General features: G+C 72.1%; 14 protein-coding genes. 6 read left to right on the forward strand and 8 right to left on the reverse strand.

The window, feature by feature from the left end; genetic code table 11:
* Window positions 1-37: 37 nt before the first annotated feature.
* Both ACGF07_RS20095 and ACGF07_RS20100 read left to right on the forward strand, forming a co-directional pair.
* Complete coding sequence (locus tag ACGF07_RS20095) at window positions 38-895, forward strand: aldo/keto reductase (protein ID WP_392900585.1); 858 nt, start codon at window positions 38-40, stop codon at window positions 893-895.
* Window positions 896-1,200: 305 nt separating this feature from the next.
* On the forward strand, window positions 1,201-1,893 hold the full coding sequence (locus ACGF07_RS20100; protein ID WP_392900588.1) for a hypothetical protein: 693 nt from the start codon (window positions 1,201-1,203) through the stop codon (window positions 1,891-1,893).
* 52 nt (window positions 1,894-1,945) lie between these two features.
* On the opposite strand, the gene ACGF07_RS20105 is transcribed toward ACGF07_RS20100, so the two are convergent.
* The 5 genes from ACGF07_RS20105 to ACGF07_RS20125 form a co-directional block, all read right to left on the reverse strand.
* Complete coding sequence (locus tag ACGF07_RS20105; protein WP_392900591.1) at window positions 1,946-6,892, reverse strand: NAD-glutamate dehydrogenase; 4,947 nt, start codon at window positions 6,890-6,892, stop codon at window positions 1,946-1,948.
* Between the two features lie 285 nt (window positions 6,893-7,177).
* Entirely contained in the window at window positions 7,178-8,803 is a 1,626-nt protein-coding gene (gene pruA, locus ACGF07_RS20110; protein ID WP_392900648.1) for an L-glutamate gamma-semialdehyde dehydrogenase, read from the reverse strand.
* 260 nt (window positions 8,804-9,063) lie between these two features.
* The gene (locus ACGF07_RS20115; RefSeq protein ID WP_392900594.1) at window positions 9,064-9,720 is read right to left on the reverse strand and encodes an HAD family hydrolase; all 657 of its coding nucleotides are present in this window, start codon (window positions 9,718-9,720) and stop codon (window positions 9,064-9,066) included.
* A 51-nt stretch (window positions 9,721-9,771) separates the two neighbouring features.
* Window positions 9,772-10,281, reverse strand: coding sequence for a DUF6912 family protein (locus ACGF07_RS20120; RefSeq protein ID WP_392900597.1), 510 nt, complete (start codon window positions 10,279-10,281; stop codon window positions 9,772-9,774).
* 140 nt (window positions 10,282-10,421) lie between these two features.
* Window positions 10,422-11,561, reverse strand: coding sequence for a patatin-like phospholipase family protein (locus tag ACGF07_RS20125; RefSeq protein ID WP_392900600.1), 1,140 nt, complete (start codon window positions 11,559-11,561; stop codon window positions 10,422-10,424).
* A gap of 322 nt (window positions 11,562-11,883) precedes the next feature.
* Between ACGF07_RS20125 and ACGF07_RS20130 the strand changes: the two genes are divergently transcribed.
* The gene (locus ACGF07_RS20130; RefSeq protein ID WP_392900603.1) at window positions 11,884-12,369 is read left to right on the forward strand and encodes an Rv3235 family protein; all 486 of its coding nucleotides are present in this window, start codon (window positions 11,884-11,886) and stop codon (window positions 12,367-12,369) included.
* A gap of 155 nt (window positions 12,370-12,524) precedes the next feature.
* Here ACGF07_RS20130 and secA read toward each other — a convergent pair whose 3' ends face one another.
* Window positions 12,525-15,287 (reverse strand): preprotein translocase subunit SecA, encoded by a 2,763-nt coding sequence (gene secA / locus ACGF07_RS20135; protein WP_350741120.1) that lies wholly within the window; start codon window positions 15,285-15,287, stop codon window positions 12,525-12,527.
* 242 nt (window positions 15,288-15,529) lie between these two features.
* On the opposite strand from secA, the gene ACGF07_RS20140 reads away from it, so the two are divergent.
* Window positions 15,530-16,087: a GNAT family N-acetyltransferase gene (locus tag ACGF07_RS20140; RefSeq protein WP_392900606.1), complete on the forward strand. Its 558-nt coding sequence runs from the start codon at window positions 15,530-15,532 to the stop codon at window positions 16,085-16,087.
* 123 nt (window positions 16,088-16,210) lie between these two features.
* Entirely contained in the window at window positions 16,211-17,419 is a 1,209-nt protein-coding gene (locus tag ACGF07_RS20145; RefSeq protein WP_392900609.1) for a winged helix-turn-helix domain-containing protein, read from the forward strand.
* A gap of 36 nt (window positions 17,420-17,455) precedes the next feature.
* Here ACGF07_RS20145 and ACGF07_RS20150 read toward each other — a convergent pair whose 3' ends face one another.
* Both ACGF07_RS20150 and hpf read right to left on the reverse strand, forming a co-directional pair.
* Window positions 17,456-18,214, reverse strand: a complete 759-nt coding sequence (locus ACGF07_RS20150) for a response regulator transcription factor (protein ID WP_350741126.1) — start codon at window positions 18,212-18,214, stop codon at window positions 17,456-17,458.
* A gap of 267 nt (window positions 18,215-18,481) precedes the next feature.
* Window positions 18,482-19,177 carry a ribosome hibernation-promoting factor, HPF/YfiA family gene (hpf, locus tag ACGF07_RS20155; RefSeq protein ID WP_392900612.1) on the reverse strand — a complete coding sequence of 232 codons (696 nt, stop codon included), beginning with the start codon at window positions 19,175-19,177 and terminating at the stop codon, window positions 18,482-18,484.
* 368 nt (window positions 19,178-19,545) lie between these two features.
* Between hpf and ACGF07_RS20160 the strand changes: the two genes are divergently transcribed.
* Entirely contained in the window at window positions 19,546-20,268 is a 723-nt protein-coding gene (locus ACGF07_RS20160) for a ComF family protein (RefSeq protein ID WP_392900615.1), read from the forward strand.
* The last annotated feature ends 81 nt before the right edge of the window (window positions 20,269-20,349 follow it).

Raw genomic sequence — 20,349 nt, forward strand, 5'->3', positions numbered from 1 at the left:
TGGTCGACGGCCAGGCCGCCGCGATCGGAGGTGCACGATGACCGCACGGTTGGGCCTCGGCACCTACCGCTGCCTCGATGTGGCCGAGGCCGCGCTGATGGCCGCCTCCCGAGATGCCGATTGGGTGGACACAGCGCCGAACTACGCAGACGGTCGGACGGAGACGTCTCTCGCCGTGATTCTGGCCGCCTACCCGGATCTGTGTGTCTCCACCAAGGTGGGCTTCGTCCCGGCCGGCGCCAGACGCATCGCTGTGCGAGCCGGTGCCCTGTCCGCAGCGGACGCCGAACGCGGGCACTGCCTCGCCCCGGACTACATCGCCTGGCAGCTCGCCCGTAGCAGGCGCATGCTCGGCCGGGTACCCGACCTGGTGTTCGTCCACAACCCCGAACACGGCTGCCCGGAAGACGAGATCACCGACCGACTCTGCACCGCGTTCCTGGCACTGGAGGAGGCGTGCAGCCGACAGATCATCAGTGCCTACAGAGTGACGACCTGGCACGGTTTCAGCAGCGGTCTCTTCGACGTTCCCGGGCTGCTCGAGCTCGCGACCACGGTCGGCGGGCCGAATCACTACCTGCGGGCCATCCAGCTCCCGGTCTCCCTCGTCCACCTCGCACCCGTCGCCCAGGCTCTCGACGGACACGGCCCGCTGGCCGATGCCCTGGCTGCGGGACTGGAGGTGTTCGCCTCCGCTCCGCTCCACGGCGGCGAGATCCCCGAAATGGTGACCCCGGAACTCTCCGAGCTGATCAACCCTGGCAACACCCCTGCCGAGACCGCCCTCTCCGTCGTTGCTTCGAGCTCGTGGTCGTCACGGAGCTCCTGCAGACCACCACCCGAGGCGACAACCTCGACCTTGAGGGGGCAGTACACGCGCGGCTCGTCTTCCTGACGGAGAGGTGAAGCAGGCCCCACGCCGTCGCCCGATCTTCAGAAACGGTTCACACTCTCTGTATCTGCTGTGCTACGTTCCGCATTGGCAGCAGAACACAGTTGACCCCGGCGGTGGTGGAACACCCCGGGGTCCGGCACCAGGAGCAGCAACTCCAGATGCAGATTCATCGTAGCGCTCACACGCGCTCGTTCACCGTTCTTCCGAACGGTCTTCTCCAGGACCGTCGCCTCAGCTACACCGCCCGAGGCCTCCTCGCCGATCTCCTCTCCCGCCCCGACGGCTGGCGCGAGGACGGGCGACACATGGCCGACACCAGCACGCAGGGGCGCGGCGCCGTTCAGCGAGCGCTCAAAGAGCTGAAGAATGCCGGGTACTACCGCGTCGACACGGTGCGGATGCCCGACGGAACGGTCCAGTCGCAGGCCCACGTTTTCGATACACCACAGGTTGCCCGGCCGCCGGCTGTCCCCCACCCGGCGGCCGGTGAAGCGGGTGTCGGCCGCGCTGTCACCCCTCCCGTAAAGAACCCGGAAGAAGTACCCACCCTCCCTGACGAGCAGACCCGCGCGGCGGTCGCGACGCTCTTCCGCGCGATCCGGCCCGAACCGCGACTACGACTCGGCGAGGCGGAAGCCCTGCGACTCGCGCCGCTCGTCGTCGAGTGGCTGGAACGCGGCTGCGCCGAAGACGAGTTGGCCCGCGCCTTGCTGCCCGGGCTGCCCGCACCGCTGCACTCCCCGGCAGCGCTCATCCGCGACCGCCTGCGACGCAAGCTGCCGCCGCACCGAACGGTGGCCCCACCGGTCGCCCATGACGAGTGCGCCCGCTGCCACGATCCGGTGCCCCGACCCGGCATCTGCCGGGCCTGCGCGGGCCTCGGCAGCAGAACCCCCGCCGTGGGCACCGGGGCCGCCGTGACCGCAAGTGGCGTCGCCCGCGCCCGTGCGGCCCTGCGCGGGCAAAGGGGCGGGCACGGCCGGCTCGCCACCACCTGAACGCGGAAGGGCCCGCGTCCCAGGACGCGGGCCCCTTCCTGACAGCCGTCCGTCAGCGCATCGAGCCGGTGCGGAGCAGGGTGCGGATGACGCGCATCGCGACGGAGAGGCTGGACAGCTCGTAGTTGTCCGAACCCCTTATGTCGTCGAGGGTCGCCTTGGCGCGGTTCAGCAGGGTGGAGTTGAGCTCCGCCCAGGCGTTGTAGCGCTCCTCGGGGGTGGCGCCCTCGGGGCCGCAGGCGAGGATGTCGGCGGTCAGCGCCGCGTGCGCCGCGAAGAGGTCCTCGCGGATCGCGGCCCGGGCCATCGACGACCAGCGGTCGGTGCGGGGCAGGTCGATGATGCGGTCGAGCAGGTGCGAGATCTGGAGGCGGTCGCCCAGGTCGTAGTACAGCTCGGCGACCTCGGCGACGTCCTTGCCCGAGCGGTCCGCGACCTCGGTGATGTCCAGGGTCGGGAAGACCGAGGACAGACCGGCGATCCGGGTGGCCAGGTCCTCCGGCACGCCGGCGGAGACGAGCTCGTTGTGGACGGACTCGAACCAGGCCAGGTCCTCGCCGCGCAGCGGCTTGGGCAGCGAGCCCCAGACCTGGTTGACCCGGTCGTGGAAGAACTCGATGGTGCCGGCGATGTCGAGCGGCTGGCGGCGGTTGTTGAGCATCCACCGGGTGGCGCGCTCGACCAGGCGGCGCGAGTGCAGCCGCATCTTGGTCTGGGTCCGGGCCGGGACCTTGTTGTCCAGGCCCTCGATCTCGTCCCAGATCTGCTCCAGGCCGAAGACGGCCCGCGCGGCGGCGTGCGTCCGGGCGATCTCCTCGTACGTCGCGCCGGTCTCCTCCTTCAGGCGGAAGGCGAAGGTGCAGCCACCGCGGTTGATCGTGTCGTTGACGATCAGCGTGGTGATGATCTCGCGGCGCAGCGCGTGGTTGTCGATCGCGTCCGGGAACTTCGCCCGCAGCGCACTCGGGAAGTACTCGTGCAGCGCGGTGCGGAAGTACGGGTCGTCCGGCAGGTCGGTGGCGAGCAGCTCGTCGGCCAGGATGATCTTGGTGTAGGCGAGCAGGACGGACATCTCGGGCTGGGAGAGCCCGCGGCCGTTCTGCTGGCGCTCGCGGATCTGCCGCTCGGTGGGCAGGAACTCCAGGGCCCGGTCGAGCCGGCCGGCCGCCTCGAAGCGGTTGATCATCCGCGCGTGGACGTTGACCATGCTGTGCGCCTGGGCGACGGCGTTGGCCAGCACCACGTTCTGCGCGTAGTTGTTGCGCAGCACCAGGCGGCCGACCTCGTCGGTCATCTCGGCGAGCAGGGTGTTGCGCTGCTTGACCGTCATGTCGCCCTCGGCGACGACCTGGTTGAGCAGGATCTTGATGTTGACCTCGTGGTCCGAGGTGTCCACGCCGGCCGAGTTGTCGATGGCGTCGGTGTTGATCCAGCCGCCGGTGCCCTCGGGGCCGCCGGAGGCGGCGTACTCGATGCGGCCGAGCTGGGTGCAGCCGAGGTTGCCGCCCTCGCCGATGACCCGGGCGCGGACCTGCTCGCCGTTGACGCGGATGGCGTCGTTGGCCTTGTCGCCGACCTCGGCGTTGGTCTCGCCGGAGGCCTTGACGTAGGTGCCGATGCCGCCGTTCCAGAACAGGTCGACCGGCGCCTGGAGGATCGCCTTCATCAGCTCGGCCGGGGTCAGCCGGCTCTCCTGGACGCCCAGGGCGGCCCGGACCTGTGCGCTGAGCTGGATCGACTTGGCGCTGCGGGGGAAGACCCCGCCGCCGGCCGAGATCAGCGACTTGTCGTAGTCGTCCCAGGAGCTGCGGGGCAGCTCGAAGAGGCGGCGGCGCTCGGCGTAGGAGACCGCCGCGTCCGGGTTCGGGTCGAGGAAGATGTGGCGGTGGTCGAACGCGGCGACCAGCCGGATGTGCTCGCTGAGCAGCATGCCGTTGCCGAAGACGTCGCCGGACATGTCGCCGATGCCGATGACGGTGAAGTCCTCGGTCTGGGTGTCGACGCCGAGCTCGCGGAAGTTGCGCTTGACCGACTCCCAGGCGCCGCGGGCGGTGATGCCCATGCCCTTGTGGTCGTAGCCGGCCGAGCCGCCGGAGGCGAAGGCGTCGCCCAGCCAGAAGCCGTACGACTCGGCGACCCCGTTGGCGATGTCGGAGAAGGTCGCGGTGCCCTTGTCGGCGGCGACGACCAGGTAGGTGTCGTCCTCGTCGTGGCGGACCACGTCGGCGGGGTGGACGACCGCGCCGGCCACCAGGTTGTCGGTGATGTCCAGCAGCGCCGAGATGAAGGTCTTGTAGGACGCGATGCCCTCGGCCAGCCAGGCGTCGCGGTCCACCGACGGGTCCGGCAGCTGCTTGGCGACGAAGCCGCCCTTGGCGCCGACCGGGACGATCACGGTGTTCTTGACCATCTGGGCCTTGACCAGGCCGAGGATCTCGGTACGGAAGTCCTCGCGCCGGTCGGACCAGCGCAGACCGCCGCGGGCGACCTTGCCGAAGCGCAGGTGCACGCCCTCGACCTGCGGCGAGTACACCCAGATCTCGAACGCCGGGCGCGGGGCCGGCAGGTCCGGGATGGCCTTCGGGTCGAACTTCATCGACACGTAGGAGTGCCACTCCCCGGAGGCGTCGTGCTGGAAGAAGTTGGTCCGCAGGGTCGCCTTGATGAGGTGGAGGAAGGAGCGCAGGATGCGGTCCTCGTCCAGCGAGACGACCTCGTCGAGCGCGCCGGCCAGCTCCTCCAGGATGCCCTCGGTCAGCTCGGCGGCACCCAGCTGGTGGCTCGGGCTCAGCCGGGCCTCGAACAGGTTGACCAGCAGGCGGGTGGTGTGGGTGTTGTTGCGGAGCGCGTCCTCCATGTAGTCCTGGGAGAACGTGGAGCCCGCCTGGCGCAGGTACTTGGCGTACGCGCGCAGCACCATCGCCTGGCGCCAGGTCAGCCCGGCGGTCAGCACCAGCTCGTTGAAGCCGTCGTTCTCGGCCTTGCCCGTCCAGGTGGCCGCGAAGGTGTCCTGGAAGCGCTCGCGGGCCTCGTCGGTGAGCTCGGTGGCCTGGTGCAGCTTGAGGCCGAAGTCGTACACCCACGCCGTGGTGCCGTCGGAGCGGCGCAGCGCGTACGGGTGCTCGTCCAGCACCTCGACGCCCAGGCGCTGGAGCACCGGCAGGACCTCGGTGAGCGAGATCGGGCCGCCGACCCGGTAGATCTTGAAGCGGCGCTCGTCGTCGCCGGCCCCGACGGGCTGGTACAGGTTCAGGCGGAAGTCGCCGTCGCCGTGCAGCGCCTCGATCTGCTTGATGTCGGTCACGGCGGTGCGCGGCGGGAAGTCGGCGCGGTAGCCGTCGGGGAAGGCGTTGGCGTACTTGTGGCCGAGCTCGGCGGCCTTCTCCTCGCCCAGTTCGAGGTGCAGCTGCTCGTGGAAGCCGTCCATCCAGAACCGCGCGGCCTCGGCGAGGCGGTTCTCGATCCGCTCGATGTCCGTGTCGGTGAGCCGGGGCAGTTCGGTGCCCGGGGCGACCCGGACCACGAAGTGCAGGCGGGTCAGCACCGACTCGGTGGCGTACACCGTGTAGTCGATGGTGGCGCCGTTCAGCTCTTCCTTGAGGATGTCGGTGAGCAGCAGCCGGATGCGCGTGGTGTAGCGGTCGCGCGGCAGGTAGATGAAGGCGGAGAAGTAGCGCCCGTACTCGTCCTGGCGCAGGAAGAGGCGCAGCTTACGGCGCTCCTGCAGGTAGAGCACGCTGGTGGCGATGGAGAGCAGTTCGGCGGCCGAGGTCTGGAAGATCTCGTCGCGCGGGAAGGTCTCCATGATCTGCAGCAGGTCGCGGCCGTCGTGGCTCTCGCTGGAGAAGCCGGAGCTGTCCAGGACCTCCTGGACCTTGCGGCGCACGACCGGGATGCGGGTGACCGACTCGGTGTAGGCGGCGGAGGAGAACAGACCGAGGAAGCGGCGCTCGCCGATCGGCTCGCCGGCGGCGTTGAACTTCTTGACGCCGACGTAGTCCAGGTAGGCCGGGCGGTGCACGGTGGCGCGACTGTTGGCCTTGGTCAGGACGAGGAGCTTCTTCTCGTGGGCCTTGGCCCGCACCGGCGCGGAGAGGCGGCCGAAGGCGTCGGAGACGGCGTGGTGGCTGTCGTCGTGGCCGTGCGGGTCGGCGCGCAGGATGCCGAGGCCGGTCCCGGCGACGGCCTTGAGGACCTCCTCGCCCTCGTGCTCGACCAGGTCGTACTCGCGGTAGCCGAGGAAGGTGAAGTGGTCGTCGGCGAGCCAGCGCATCAGCTCCCAGGCCTCGCCGACCTCCTGCTCGGGCAGGCCCGTCGGGGGCTCCTCGGCCAGCTCGTCGGCCAGGCGCAGCGCGCTCTCGCGCATCTTGGTCCAGTCCTCGACGACCTCGCGGACGTCGCCGAGCACGCGGCGCAGGTTGGTCTCGATCGAGCGCAGGTCCTCGCGGTCGGTCTCGCGGTCGATCTCGATGTGCATCCACGACTCGACGGTGGCGTCGGCGGGCCACTCGGCGCCGGCGGCCTGGCTGCGGGAGCAGGCGTCGACGTCCAGGATCTCCAGCAGCTTGCCGGTGATGTCACGGCGGACGACCAGCTGGGGGTGGATGACGATGTGGATCGCGCGGTCCTGGCGGGACAGCTCGTTGGTGACGGAGTCCACCAGGAAGGGCATGTCGTCGGTGACGACCTCGACGACCGTGTGGCCGCAGGACCAGCCGTTCTCCTCGACCGAGGGGGTGTGGACCCGCACCTCGGCGGTGCCCTGGGGGCGCTTGAGGCCCAGGCGGTAGTGGGAGGCGGCCGCCCCGTAGACGTCGACCGGGTCGAGGTCGACCAGGTCCTCGGGCGCGGTGTGGAGGTAGTAGTGGTGCAGGTACGCGGTCAGAGCACCGTTGCTCAGACCCTCCCCCGGCGCCGCTCCCCCTACCTGGCTGTTCTCAGCGGCTGCGGCTGCCTTCTTGAGCAGTTCGGCCTTGGCTGCGTCCAGCTTGGTCTGCATGACTTCTTGGCTCCTGTCGCGCGCCGTTGCGTGACTCGGTGGTGTGTGGATGTACACCGACGGGTCACCGCAATCCTGCCGCACCATCCGACTGAAAGGGGCTCATGGCACGCATGAAGCGCCCTCCCAGCGGGTAGGACGCCTCATTCGTCCTGCAAGCCACCCGACGACGCCAGCCAGCCTAACCGGATCATTCGAAGGTGCACAGGGACAGGGAGGCGCAAACCCGCAGGATGTCGGGTCCGTCCTGGACACCATGTCCAAACCGGAGGGTGATGTTCACTCTCAGCCCATGTGCGGGTATCCGTGGTGGGTCGGCGGCACGAAGGTCTCCTTGATGGCGCGGGCCGAGGTCCAGCGCAGCAGGTTCTGGGCGGCACCGGCCTTGTCGTTGGTCCCGGAGGCCCGGGAGCCGCCGAAGGGCTGCTGGCCGACGACCGCCCCGGTCGGTTTGTCGTTGATGTAGAAGTTTCCGGCGGTGAAGCGCAGCTCCTCCACGGCCTGGGCGATGGCGTAACGATCCTGCGCGATCACCGAGCCGGTCAGGCCGTACGGAGCCCCGGCGTCGATCCGGCCCAGCACGTCCTCCCAGCGGGAGTCCTCGTAGACGTGGATCGCGAGGATGGGGCCGAAGTACTCGGTGCGGAAGATCTCGCCCCGGTGGTCGGAGGAGACCAGGACGGTCGGGCGCACGAACCAGCCGATCGCGTCGTCGTACTGGCCGCCGGCCGCCAGCTCGACGGTCGGGTCGGCCTTGGCCCGCTCGATGGCGGTGCGGTTCTTCTCGAAGGCCCGGGCGTCGATCAGCGCGCCCATGAAGTTGGACAGGTCGGTGACGTCGCCCACGGTGAGGGCGTCCACCTCGGCCAGGAAGTCGTCCTTGATCCGCAGCCAGAGGCTGCGCGGCAGGTAGGCGCGGGAGAGCGCCGAGCACTTCTGGCCCTGGTACTCGAAGGCGCCGCGGATCATGGCGGTCCTCAGGATCCCCGGGTCGGCCGAGGGGTGGGCCAGCAGGAAGTCCTTGCCACCGGTCTCGCCGACGATCCGCGGGTAGGTGCGGTAGCCGGCGATGTTCGCGCCGACGGTCTGCCAGAGCGACTGGAAGGTGGCCGTGGAGCCGGTGAAGTGCAGCCCGGCCAGCGCCGGGTCGGCCAGCGCCACCGGGGAGACCTGCAGCCCGTCGCCGGTGACCAGGTTGATCACCCCGGGCGGCAGGCCGGCCGCCTCCAGCAGCCGCATCAGGTGGTACGCGGCGAGCGTCTGGGTCGGCGCGGGCTTCCACACCACCGTGTTGCCCATCAGGGCGGGGGCGGTCGGCAGGTTGCCGGCGATCGCGGTGAAGTTGAACGGGGTGACCGCGTAGACGAAGCCCTCCAGCGGGCGGTGGTCGACCCGGTTCCACACCCCCGGGGAGGAGACCGGCTGGTCGGCCAGGATCCGCCGGGCGAAGTGGACGTTGAACCGCCAGAAGTCGATCAGCTCGCAGGCGGAGTCGATCTCGGCCTGCTGCACCGTCTTGGACTGGCCGAGCATGGTGGCCGCGTTGAGCGTCTCCCGCCACGGCCCGGCCAGCAGGTCGGCGGCGCGCAGGAAGACCGCCGCCCGGTCGTCGAAGGACAGCGAGCGCCATTGCCGACCGGCCGCCAGCGCCGCGTCCACCGCCGCCCTGGCGTCCTCCCTGGTGGCGTTGCCGAGCACGCCCAGCTTGGCCGCGTGGTGGTGCGGCTGGACGACGTCGATCCGCTCGCCGCCGCCGAAGCGCTGCTCCCCGCCGATGGTCATCGGCAGCGGGACCTGCTCGGCGGCCAGCTCGTCCAGCCGCCGGACCAGCCGCTCGCGCTCCGGGCTGCCGGGCGCGTACGACCGCACCGGCTCGTTGACCGGGGTCGGCACCTCGGTGACTGCGTCGATGGGCATGGCGGCTCCGTCCTGCTGGCTCTGCTGGTGTCAGTCCAGCCTGACCACGGCGGGGCGGATCCGCCCGCCCGGACACGCCAACGGCGGACGTGGCGCCCGCCACGTCGGCGGCCGGCTCGGCGGTCCGCCGTACGCCCGGGGGACGGCCGGTCGGCTCGGCGGCGGGGGCGGCCGCCGGGACGGCAGGGGTGGGCGGCCGCGCGCCGGGACGGTCGGCGCCGCGAGGGCGCTCAGCGGCTCAGCGGCTCAGCGGCTCAGCCCACCATTCGGGCCGCCAGCTCGACCGCCTCGGCCAGGCTGTCCACCACCGGGACGCCGACCGGCTCCAGCTTCGCCCGCGCGTGCGAGCCGCCGGTGTAGAGCACCGCGTGGGCGCCCGCGGCCAGCGCCGCCAGGGCGTCGTCCGCGGCGTCGCCGATCAGCACCGTACGGGCCGGATCCACCTGCTCGCCGAGCGCCGCCAGGTGGCGGACCAGGTGCTCCGCCTTCTGCCCGCCGGCCGGCCCGCTCCGGCCGTCCACCCGCAGGAAGTAGCCGGTCAGGCCGAAGGTGTCGACCAGCGGGACCAGCTTGTCGTGCACGTACATCGACAGCAGGGACTGGCTGTGCCCGGCCGCCCTCCAGCCGTCCATCAGCTCGCGCGCGCCCTCCGTCAGCCCGCAGGCCGCACTCAGTTCGCGGTAGCGGGCGTGGAAGGCGTCGTCCAGCTTCAGCCACTCCTCCGCGGAGGGCTCCCGGCCGAGCAGCCGCTGGTAGAACCGGGGGATCGGGATCTCGTACTGCTCGCGGTACTCCTGCAGGCTCATCGGCCCGACGCCGATGGTCGCGAACGCGGCGTTGCTCGCCGCGAGCACCGCTTCCATGTCGTGGAAGAGGGTGCCGTTCCAGTCCCAAACGATGTGTGTGCGCACGGGGTCAAACGGTAACCCGGACGGACGACGCACCGGTAGGACCGGGGTCACTCAGGCCAGCAGCGAGGGGATCTCCTGGGTCGCGTACCAGAGCAGGTCGTGGTCCTCGGCGCCGTCCACGGTGAACTGGGCGTCCTGGTCGCCCGCGTCGGCCGCGGCCACCGCCGCGACCGCGGCCTCGACGTCGGTGACCACCTCGTCGTCGGCGACGTCCGCGTGCACCGCGGCGGCCTTGGCGAGCCGCACCGGGCCGGAGAGCACCACCCGGCCCAGCGAGGCCTGGTCCTGGTACTCGTCGCCGGGGAAGGGCTTCACGGCCGAGTCGGCCACGTCCAGCGCCACCACGACCCGGCGGCGCGGGGCCTGCGGGTCGGCGGCCAGCAGCCGCAGCGAGGACTGGGCGGCCCGGTTCAGCGCCGCGTACTCCAGCTCCTCCAGGTCGTCACTGACGTACCACTCGCGCAGCGCGGGGGTCACGGCGTAGGCCACGGACTGGTCCAGGGCACCGCCCTCGTGCGCCGCCGCCAGGCCGGTCAGGGTGGTGGGCACGTACACGCGCATCGGTGGCACTCTCCGGTTCGTCCAGCGGGCTTCGTCCAGCGGCACAGCTTCTCCAGCGCCCCAAGAATAAGCGCCGCCGGGCCCGCCGCGATCAATCCGCAGCCCGGCCCCCTCCCGGCCCCGGCCACGGCTCCGTGCGATCAGCGCGCGGCCCCCAGGACCTCCCGGGCGGTCCGCAGGCCGCTCTCCAGCACCTCCCCCCGGCGGGTCGGATCCATCATGTTCGGGCCCATCACCGCCAGGTCGGCCAGGGTGGGCGCGAGCAGCCGCACCCGCACGCCCTCGGCCCGCAGGAGCGCGGCCTCGCGCAACAGCTGCCGGGTGACGGACCGGCGGTAGCGGCCGAGCAGCTGGGCCAGCACACCGCGCGGGCGCTCCCGGGCCCGCCACTCGCGCAGCGCCGCCGAGGTGCCCCAGCGGGCGGAGCGCTCGGCGCGCGGAGCCAGCCGCAGGGCCATCGGGGCGAGCACGTACACCTCGTCCAGACCTCGGCCGAGCATCAGGTCGGCGTTGGTGGCGGACCAGCAGCCGCCGTCCACGTACGCCGAACCGTTCAACCGGACGGGCACGAACCAGCCCGGGATCGCACAGGAGGCCATCACCGCGTCGGCGACCGCGACGGCCGGGGCGTCCGGATCGCCGAAGACGACCCGGCGGCCGCTGCCGTAGTCCACCGCCGCCACCCGCAGCGGCGCGGCGGCCGCGCTCGCCTCCGCCGACCCCGCGGTCGGCCAGCCGCCCGGGCCGAGCAGGCCGCGCACCAGGTCACCGACCGACGCCAGCGAGCCCCGGCCGTGCGGCGCCATCGCCGAGACCATGGTCAGCAGCGGGTACTCGCGCGGGTGCCGCACGGCGTCCCGCAGCAGACCCGGCGAGCCGATCCCGGCCCGCGGGCGGGGCGGCAGCGCACCGCCGACCGCCGTGTCGTAGTCGAAGGCGACCCCGGCCAGCGGGCCCTCGGTGATCGGCAGGCCGCGCTGGTGGTCGCGCAGCTGTTCGGGGCGCACCCCGCCGGCCAGCATCGCGGCCAGGATCGCCCCCGCCGAGGTGCCGAGCAGCACGTCCGCCGCGCCCGCCCGCGCTCCGGTGGCCTCCTCCACGGCGCACAGTGCACCGACCGTCCAGGCGGCGCCGAGCATCCCGCCGCCGCCCAGCACCAGGCCGCGCCTGGGCGCGCCCTCGGCCGGGGCGGCCGAGGCAGCCGCGGCCGAGGCCGCCGCGGTCGAGGCCGCCGCGGTCGAACCCGCCGCGGCCCGTGTCGTGCTTCCGGCTGTCGTCATCCCGGCCGCCCGTCGTCGTCGGAAACGGGTCCGGCTCCGATGGTGCGCGCGGACGGCCGTACGGCGCAACGGGAGGGTCCGGGCGGGGCCACCACCCGGTCCGCCGACCGGGGCGTCCCCTTTCGGACCGCACGGTGCACCCGCGAGCGTCAACCCGTGCGCCGCCGGAGGGGTCGCCGAGCCCGCTGCCGCATTGGTCAATTCCCCCGGAGAGGTGAACTCCGCGCCCGGTTCCGAGCGCCCGCAAACGCGTTGCCGCTCCGCGCCCGGCGGCGCCAGCCTGGACCCGTCCGTACCCGTACCACCTCACCGGGAGCTCCGCATGACCGCCCACCTCAGCGCCCGCTCGACCGCCCGCCCCACCGGCCACCACGCTGCCCGGCCGCACCGCCCGGTCCGCGCCTCCGGCGGCTGCGACCCGGCCGGGCGACGGCCCCGCCGACCGCGAGCCACCTGCCCCGGCGCCGCCGTCCCGCCCGAGCACGACCCCCGGGCGCTCGCCGCCCGCTTCGCCCACCAGCTGGTGGAGGTGCTCACCGGGGCCCGCCCGTCCGGCCAGCTGATGCGGCACACCAGTCTGGACGGCTACGGGCAGCTCGCCTCGCTGGTCCGGGCCGGGGCGCTGCGCCGCGGCGGCCCCGCCGACCGTCCCCGGCTGGGCCCGGTGCACGACCGGTCGCCCTCGCCCGACGCGGTCGAGGCCTGCGTCCGGGTCGACCTCGGACGGCGGCACCACATGGTCGCCTTCCGGCTGGAGCAGCGCGGCCCGGCCGGGCAGTGGCAGTGCACCGCCGTGGAGGCCCGATGACGGTGGCGACGGCGGTGGCGGAGGTGAGCGGTGCAGCGGTGACGGCCGTGGCAGCGGCGACGGCCGTACCGGCGAGCGCACGGTGCCCGGGAACGGCGCAGGGCGCCGCCCCCGTGCGGGTGCGGCGCCCGGGACGGCGTCCTGGCGGAGCGGGCTCAGACCTTGCGGCGGCGGCCCTTGGCGGACTTGGCGGCCTTGCGGCGCTCGGCGCGGGTCAGCCCGTCGCCCTCGTCCTCCGGCGCCAGGTCCTCGAAGTCGCCCTCGATCACACCGCCGCCGATCTCGTCCGAGGGGGCCGTGTAGTGCAGCCGCTGCGGCTTCGGGGCCTCCAGGCCCTTGGCCTTGATCTCCGGGCGGGCGGCGTCCTTCTCCAGCTTGTCGAGCACCACCTGGGCGTCCTCGACCGGCACCTCCTCGACCTGCTGCTCGACCTGGACCTCCAGGTTGAACAGGTAGCCGACGGACTCCTCCTTGATGCCCTCCATCATCGCGGTGAACATGTCGAAGCCCTCGCGCTGGTACTCGACCAGCGGGTCGCGCTGCGCCATGGCCCGCAGGCCGATGCCCTCCTGGAGGTAGTCCATCTCGTACAGGTGCTCGCGCCAGCGGCGGTCCAGCACCGACAGGACGACCCGGCGCTCCAGCTCGCGCATGATCTCGGAGCCGAGCTGGTCCTCGCGGGCGCCGTACTGCGCCTGGATGTCCTCCTGGATGACCTTGGTCAGGAACTCGGGGGTCAGCCCGGCGCTGCCGCCGGCCTCCTCCTCCAGCTCCTCCAGGTCCAGGGTGATCGGGTACAGCTGCTTGAGCGCGGACCAGAGCTTCTCCAGGTCCCAGTCGTCCTCGAAGCCCTCGCCGGTGGCCGCCTTGACGTAGGCCTCGACGGTGTCGTCCATGAAGTGGCCGACCTGCTCCTGCAGGTCCTCGCCCTCCAGCACGCGGCGGCGCTCGCCGTAGATGACCTCGCGCTGGCGGTTGAGCACCTCGTCGTACTTGAGGACGTTCTTGCGGATCTCGAAGTTCTGCTGCTCGACCTGGGTCTGCGCGGAGGCGATCGCGCGGGTGACCATCTTGGACTCGATCGGCACGTCCTCGGGCACGTTGGCCATCGAGAGCACGCGCTCGACCATGCCGGCCTTGAACAGGCGCATCAGGTCGTCGCCCAGCGACAGGTAGAAGCGGGACTCGCCCGGGTCGCCCTGGCGGCCGGAGCGGCCGCGCAGCTGGTTGTCGATCCGGCGGGACTCGTGCCGCTCGGTGCCGAGGACGTAGAGGCCGCCGGCCTCCTTGACCTCCTCCTGCTCGGCCTTGACCGCGGCCTTGGCCTTCTCCAGCGCGGCCGGGAACGCGGCCTCGTACTCCTCCGGCGTGTCCGTCGGGGTGATGCCGCGCTGCGCCAGCTCGGCGGCGGCCAGGTGGTCGGCGTTGCCGCCCAGCATGATGTCGGTACCACGACCGGCCATGTTGGTGGCGACGGTGACGGCGCCCTTGCGGCCGGCCTGCGCGACGATCTGCGCCTCGCGCTCGTGGTGCTTGGCGTTCAGCACCTCGTGCGGGATGCCGCGCTTGCGCAGCTCCTGCGACAGGTACTCGGACTTCTCGACCGACACGGTGCCGACCAGCACCGGCTGGCCCTTCTCGTGCTTCTTGGCGATGTCCTCGACCACGGCGGCGAACTTGGCCGGCTCCGACTTGTAGATCATGTCGGGCTGGTCGATGCGCAGCGGCGGCTTGTTGGTCGGGATCGGCACGACGCCGAGCTTGTAGATCTGGTGGAACTCGGCGGCCTCGGTGGTGCCGGTACCGGTCATGCCGGCGAGCTTGTCGTACAGGCGGAAGAAGTTCTGCAGGGTGATGGTGGCCAGGGTCTGGTTCTCGTTCTGGACCTCCACCCCCTCCTTGGCCTCGATCGCCTGGTGCATGCCCTCGTTGTAGCGGCGGCCGGCCAGGATGCGGCCGGTGTGCTCGTCGACGATCATGACTTCGCCGTTCATGACGACGTAGTCCTTGTCCTTCTTGTACAGCTCCTTGGCCTTGATGGCGTTGTTCAGGAAGCCGACCAGCGGGGTGTTCACCGACTCGTAGAGGTTGTCGATGCCGAGGTAGTCCTCGACCCGGGTGACGCCCTCCTCCAGGATGCCGACGGTGCGCTTCTTCTCGTCGACCTCGTAGTCGCGGTCGATCTTCAGGCGCAGCACCAGCTTGGCGAAGTCGGCGTACCACTTGGTCGCCTGGTCGGCCGGGCCGGAGATGATCAGCGGGGTGCGGGCCTCGTCGATGAGGATCGAGTCGACCTCGTCGACGATCGCGAAGTTGTGGCCGCGCTGGACGAGTTCGTCCTTCGACCAGGCCATGTTGTCGCGCAGGTAGTCGAAGCCGAACTCGTTGTTCGTGCCGTACGTGATGTCCATCGAGTACTGCTGCTTGCGCTCGGCGGGCGTCATGTTGGCCAGGATCACGCCGACTTCGAGGCCGAGGAAGCGGTGCACCCGGCCCATCCACTCCGAGTCGCGCTCGGCGAGGTAGTCGTTGACGGTGATCAGGTGGACGCCCTTGCCGGTCAGCGCGTTCAGGTACGCGGGCAGGGTGCCGACGAGGGTCTTGCCCTCACCGGTGCGCATCTCGGCGACGTAGCCGAAGTGCAGGGCCGCGCCGCCCATGAGCTGGACGTCGTAGTGCCGCTGGCCGAGCACGCGCTTGGCGGCCTCGCGGACGGTGGCGAACGCCTCGGGGAGGATGTCGTCCAGGGTCTCGCCGTCGGCGAGCCGCTGCTTGTACTCGTCGGTCAGCGCGCGCAGCTCGGCGTCGGTGAGGTTGACGAAGTCCTCTTCGATGGAGTTGACCTGGGCAGCAATCCGCTGCAGCTTGCGAAGGATCTTGCCTTCGCCGGCGCGCAGGATCTTGTCGAAGACGGACACTTGAGCGGGCTCCTTGCCTGTATTGGCACTGGACGACTGCACGGCGGGTCCACCCCACCGCACGGGCCATCGTATGCGAGGAGTCCAATGCGCCGGGAGGTGCGTCAGCACCGTATTCCCGTGTCACCCGCCCGAGCACATGGCCCGATAGCACCGTCCACCGGGACAAAACGGTCGAGGCGGCCGGGAGTTGGCCGCACATTCGGATGTCCGCATTCCTCATTCGGCGAAATAATCCGCCCATGGAAGAACGCCGCCGAGAACTGCCCGAGCTCATCACCGACCGCCTGGTGCTACGGGCCCCGCGGGAGTCGGACGTCGACGCGATCTTCGCGGCCTGCCAGGACGAGGAGATCCAGCGCTGGACGGTCGTGCCGGTCCCCTACCGGCGGGAGGACGCGGAGTACTTCGTCCGCACCCTCGCCCCGGAGGGGCTGGCCGACGGCAGCGAGTTCGTCTGGTGCGTGGTCGAGCGCGGCACCGGGCGGCTGGTCGGCACCCAGGCGGTGGTCCGCTTCGCCGCCGATCCGAACACCGCCTCGGTCGGCTGGTGGACGGCCTCGGAGCAGCGCGGCCGCGGTTACACCGTCGAGGCGGCCCGCGCGGTCGCCCGGTGGGCGCTCACCGACCTCGGCCTGCGCCGGCTCCAGTGGCTCGCCTACGTCGGCAACGACGGCTCGCGCGCGGTGGCCGAGCGGGTCGGCTACCGGTACGAGGGCACCCTGCGCTCCTACGCGGACCAGCGCGGCGTCTTCCGCGACTCCTGGGTCGCCTCGCTGCTCCCGTCCGACCTGGACTGAACCCGCCGGGTCCTGCCCCGGAGGCGGGCCCCGGCCGGGGTGGGCGCCCGCGGCTTCCGGGCACGGGCACCGGGCCCCGGCGGCCCGGGCCCGATGTCAGTGCCCCGGACTACGCTCGCCGACATGACCGCCGCAGCCCCCTCCCCCGCTCCCGTCGCCGTCCTGAGCGCCGACGACGCCCGCCGGATCGCCCTGCGCGCCCAGGGCCTGCTGGGCGCACCGGACCGCCGGGCCGGGGTGCGCGGGGTGCTGAGGCACCTGGGCGCCGTCCAGCTGGACACCATCTCGGTCCTCGCCCGCTCGCACGAGCTGGTGCCGTACGCCCGGCTCGGCGCGGTCGGCCGCCCGGCCGTCGAGGCGGCGTACTGGGGCGCGGGCACGAGCTTCGAGTACTGGTCGCACGCGGCCTGCATCCTGCCGATCGAGGAGTGGCCGCTGTTCGCCTTTCGGCGCCGCCGCTACCGCGACCGCGGCCACCTCTGGGGCCACCAGGTGACGCCCGAGACGTACCGCGCCGTGCTCGACAAGCTGCGCGCCGAGGGGCCGTTGACCTCCACCGAGCTCGGCGGGGCGAAGCGGACCGCCGAGTGGTGGGACTGGTCCGACACCAAGATCGCGGTCGAACGGGCGCTCGCCTTCGGCGACGTGGTCTGTACCGAGCGCCGGAGCTGGAAGCGGGTCTACGCACTGGCCGAACAGGCCGTCCCCGACGCCCTGTTCGGCCAGGACCGGTCCGACCGCGAGTGCGTGCGCACCCTGACCACCCAGGCCGGCGCCGCGCTCGGCGTGGCCACCCGGGCCGACCTGCTGGACTACCACCGGCTGCGCGGCGAGGACTTGGACCCGGTGCTCGCGGACAGCGGGCTGGTCCCGGTCGAGGTGGCCGGCTGGGGCCCGGACGGCGGCCCGGCCGCCGCCTGGGCGGACCCGGCCGCGCTGGCCGCGGCCCCGCGCGGGCGCCACCGCACCACGCTGCTCTCGCCGTTCGACTCGCTGATCTGGGACCGCGCCCGCACCGAGCGGATCTTCGGCATGACGCACCGGCTGGAGGCCTACACGCCCCGGCACAAGCGGGTGCACGGCTACTTCGCGATGCCGCTGCTGGCCGGGGGCCGACTGGTCGGCCGGGTCGACCCGGCGCGGGAGGGGCGCACCCTGGTCGCGCGCCAGGTCTCGCTGTCCGGCGAGCGGGGGTCCGGCGCCCGGCACCTCGGGGCGCTGGCCACCGCGCTGCGCGAGGCCGCCGGCTGGGTCGGCTGCGACGCGGTGCGGGTCGAGGCGCTGCACGACGAGCGGCTGCGCCCGGCCCTGGAGAAGCTGCTCGCCGCGTAGCGGCGGTCGCCGCCGCCCCGCGGGCCGCCGGCCGGCTCACCCTATCTCGAGGATCTTCTCCCGCATCGCGTACACCACGGCCTCCATCCTGGAGTGCAGTTGGAGCTTCTCCAGGATGTTGCGCACGTGGTTCTTCACGGTGTTCTCGCTGATGAACAGCTCCTTGGCGATCTCCCGGTTGTTCATCCCGGTCGCCACCAGCTTGAGCACCTCCAACTCCCGGTCGGTGAGCCGGGGTGCGGGCACCAGGTCCCGGTCGTCGGAGCGGCGCTGGATCATCGACTTGAACTCGGTGAGCAGCTTGGAGGCCATCGACGGGCTGATCTGCGACTGCCCGTCGGCGACGGCGCGGATCGCGGTGGCGACCTCGTCGGTGGAGATCTCCTTGAGCAGGTAGCCGGTGGCGCCCGCCTTGATCGCCTCGTAGAGGTCGGCCTCCTCGTCGCTTATCGTCAGCATGATGATCTTGGTGCTGGGCGCCACGTCCTTGATCGCCGTGCAGGCCTCGATCCCGCTGCGGCGCGGCATCCGGACGTCCATGAGGATGATGTCGGGCAGCAGGTCGGCGGCCTTCAGCACCGCCTCGGCGCCGTCCCCGGCCTCGCCGACGACCTTGATGTCCGGCTCCTCCGCGAGCACGATCTCCAGCCCCCGGCGGAACAGCGCGTGGTCGTCCACCACCAGCACGCGGATCGGCTCACCCCGGTGCGGCGCGTACGCGGGCTCGTCCTCCGGGCCCTGCGGCAGTCCGGCGCCCGGCCCCCCTGCGGGCCCCAGCCCGAAGTGATCCCCCATCCGCTCCTCCCCCTTCGCGGGTCGTCGTGCGCCAATCATTCCACGCTCCACCGCCGCGGCGGTCACCCTCCGCCGCCGATTCGCCCGCAACGGGTGACCCCTCGGCGCGGGGGTGTCCGAGCACTGTTCGAACCCGTCCCGGCCGGGCGTCCGCCCACCGGCCCCGCCTCGGCAGCCGTTCGCCGGATGGCCCGGTCGGCCGTGAAACGCCCGTGACCCCGGCGGCCGATGCCGCCGGGGTCACCACTGCGTCACGCGCTCGGACGGTCAGTCCTCGTCGTCGGACCGACCGATCGCGCCACCCGCGCCACTGGCCACGCCGGCCGTCATGTCGGGCTGCACGTGGATGACACCGTAGTGGTAACCGTGCCTGCGGTACACGACGCTCGGCAGACCGCTGTCCTTCTCCACGAAGAGGTAGAAGTCGTGGCCGACCAGCTCCATCTCGTAGAGCGCCTGGTCCAGCGCCATGGGGGCGGCCGAGTGCGTCTTCTCCCGGACCACCAGCGGGCCTTCGCCCTCCACTTCCAGGGATCCCATCTTGGTCTTGCGGACGGCTCCGTCGGCCTCGCCCTCCGTCGCGGCCGTCGACGGCAGCGCGGCCAGGGCCGCGGTCGCCTCGGCGACACTGATGGGGGTGCGGCCGTTCGCGCCGCCCTTGTGCACCCGACGCCGGTCCGCGGACTTGCGCAGCTGGGCGTCGAGCTTCGCCGAGGCCAGGTCGAGCGCCGCGTACGGGTCCGCGGCGGCGGCTTCGGCCCGGATGACCGGGCCACGGCTACGGAGAGTGATCTCCACGCGGTCGGACCGGTCGGCCTGCCGCGGGTTGTGCTCCTTGGACACCTCGACGTCGAGGCTGATCACCTTGCCGTCGAACTTCTGGACCTTCTCCAGCTTCTCGGCCACGTGCTCGCGGAACCTCTTGGGCACCTCGGTCTTGCGGCCCTTGACGACGATGTCCACGCAGAACTCCGATCCCTCGTACTGACGCCGATCCGGGTGCTACCGGACCGGGCTGAGTTCCAGCTGGACCAGCCCATCCACTGCCGGCCCCCGCCCCCGCCGCCAGCGGTGGGAACGTCTGGCCCTCATCTCACTTCCTCCCCATCAGGGACGGTTGAAACCCCCTGGAGCCTTCATCGAACACCTCACAGAGGGTTTTCGCCTCCCCAGGCGAGAAGACGGGTAGGAGCCGATACTGCGAGCAGGCGGTCAACTGCTGCACCCTGTCTACCCTCCTGGGGGTGAAGTAGCGGTAAATACCTGGACAACGTGCCCCATACGGCGCATCCTATGCTGACTCTCCGTGCCTGCCGCCGCCAGGAGCAGCCGTGCCGCCGTCCCCGTCCCCGGTCCGTCCCCAGTCCACGCGGACGTCCTTCGCCCACGTCCTGTCGGGACTGCTGGACGTCCTGCTCCCCGCCGACTGCGCGGGCTGCGGCACCGAACGCACCCAGCTCTGCCCGGCCTGCCGGCAGACGCTGGCCGACGCCCGCCCCGGCCCCACGCTGCTGCCGTGGGCCCATGCCGCCGCCCCCTACACCGATCCCGTCCGGCAGTTGCTGCTCGCCCACAAGGAACGCGGCGCGCTGCGGCTGGCCGGCCCGCTCGGCGAGGCGCTCGGACGGGCGGTGCGCTCCGCACTGGGCAACCGGGCCGGGGCGGCGCCGCTGCTGCTCGTCCCGATGCCCTCGACCCGCGCGGCGGTCCGCGCCCGCGGTCACGATCCGACGCTGCGGCTGGCCGGGGCCGCCGCCCGCTCCCTGCGCCGGGCCGGCCTGGACGCCCGGGCCGCGCCGCTGCTGCGGCACGCCCGCCCGGTCGCCGACCAGACCGGGCTGAACGCGGCCGAGCGGCGGCGCAACCTGCACGGCGCGCTCACCGTCCTGCCGCGCGCCCGGCGCGGCCTGTTCGGCCGTCAGCCGGTGCTGGTGGACGACCTGGTGACCACCGGGGCGAGCCTCGCCGAGGCCGCCAGGGCGCTGGCCGACGCCGGCCTGCCGGCCCGGGCGGCCGCCACCGTCGCGGCCACCGCGGTGCAGCCGGGCGGCTGACCCGCCGGGGCGCACCGGGTGCCGCGTCAATCCGCGTCAGCCGGCGCCACCCCGCCACCCGCCACCCGCCACCCGCCACCC

This window comes from Kitasatospora sp. NPDC048194 (assembly GCF_043202455.1).
Classification (GTDB): Bacteria; Actinomycetota; Actinomycetes; order Streptomycetales; family Streptomycetaceae; genus Kitasatospora.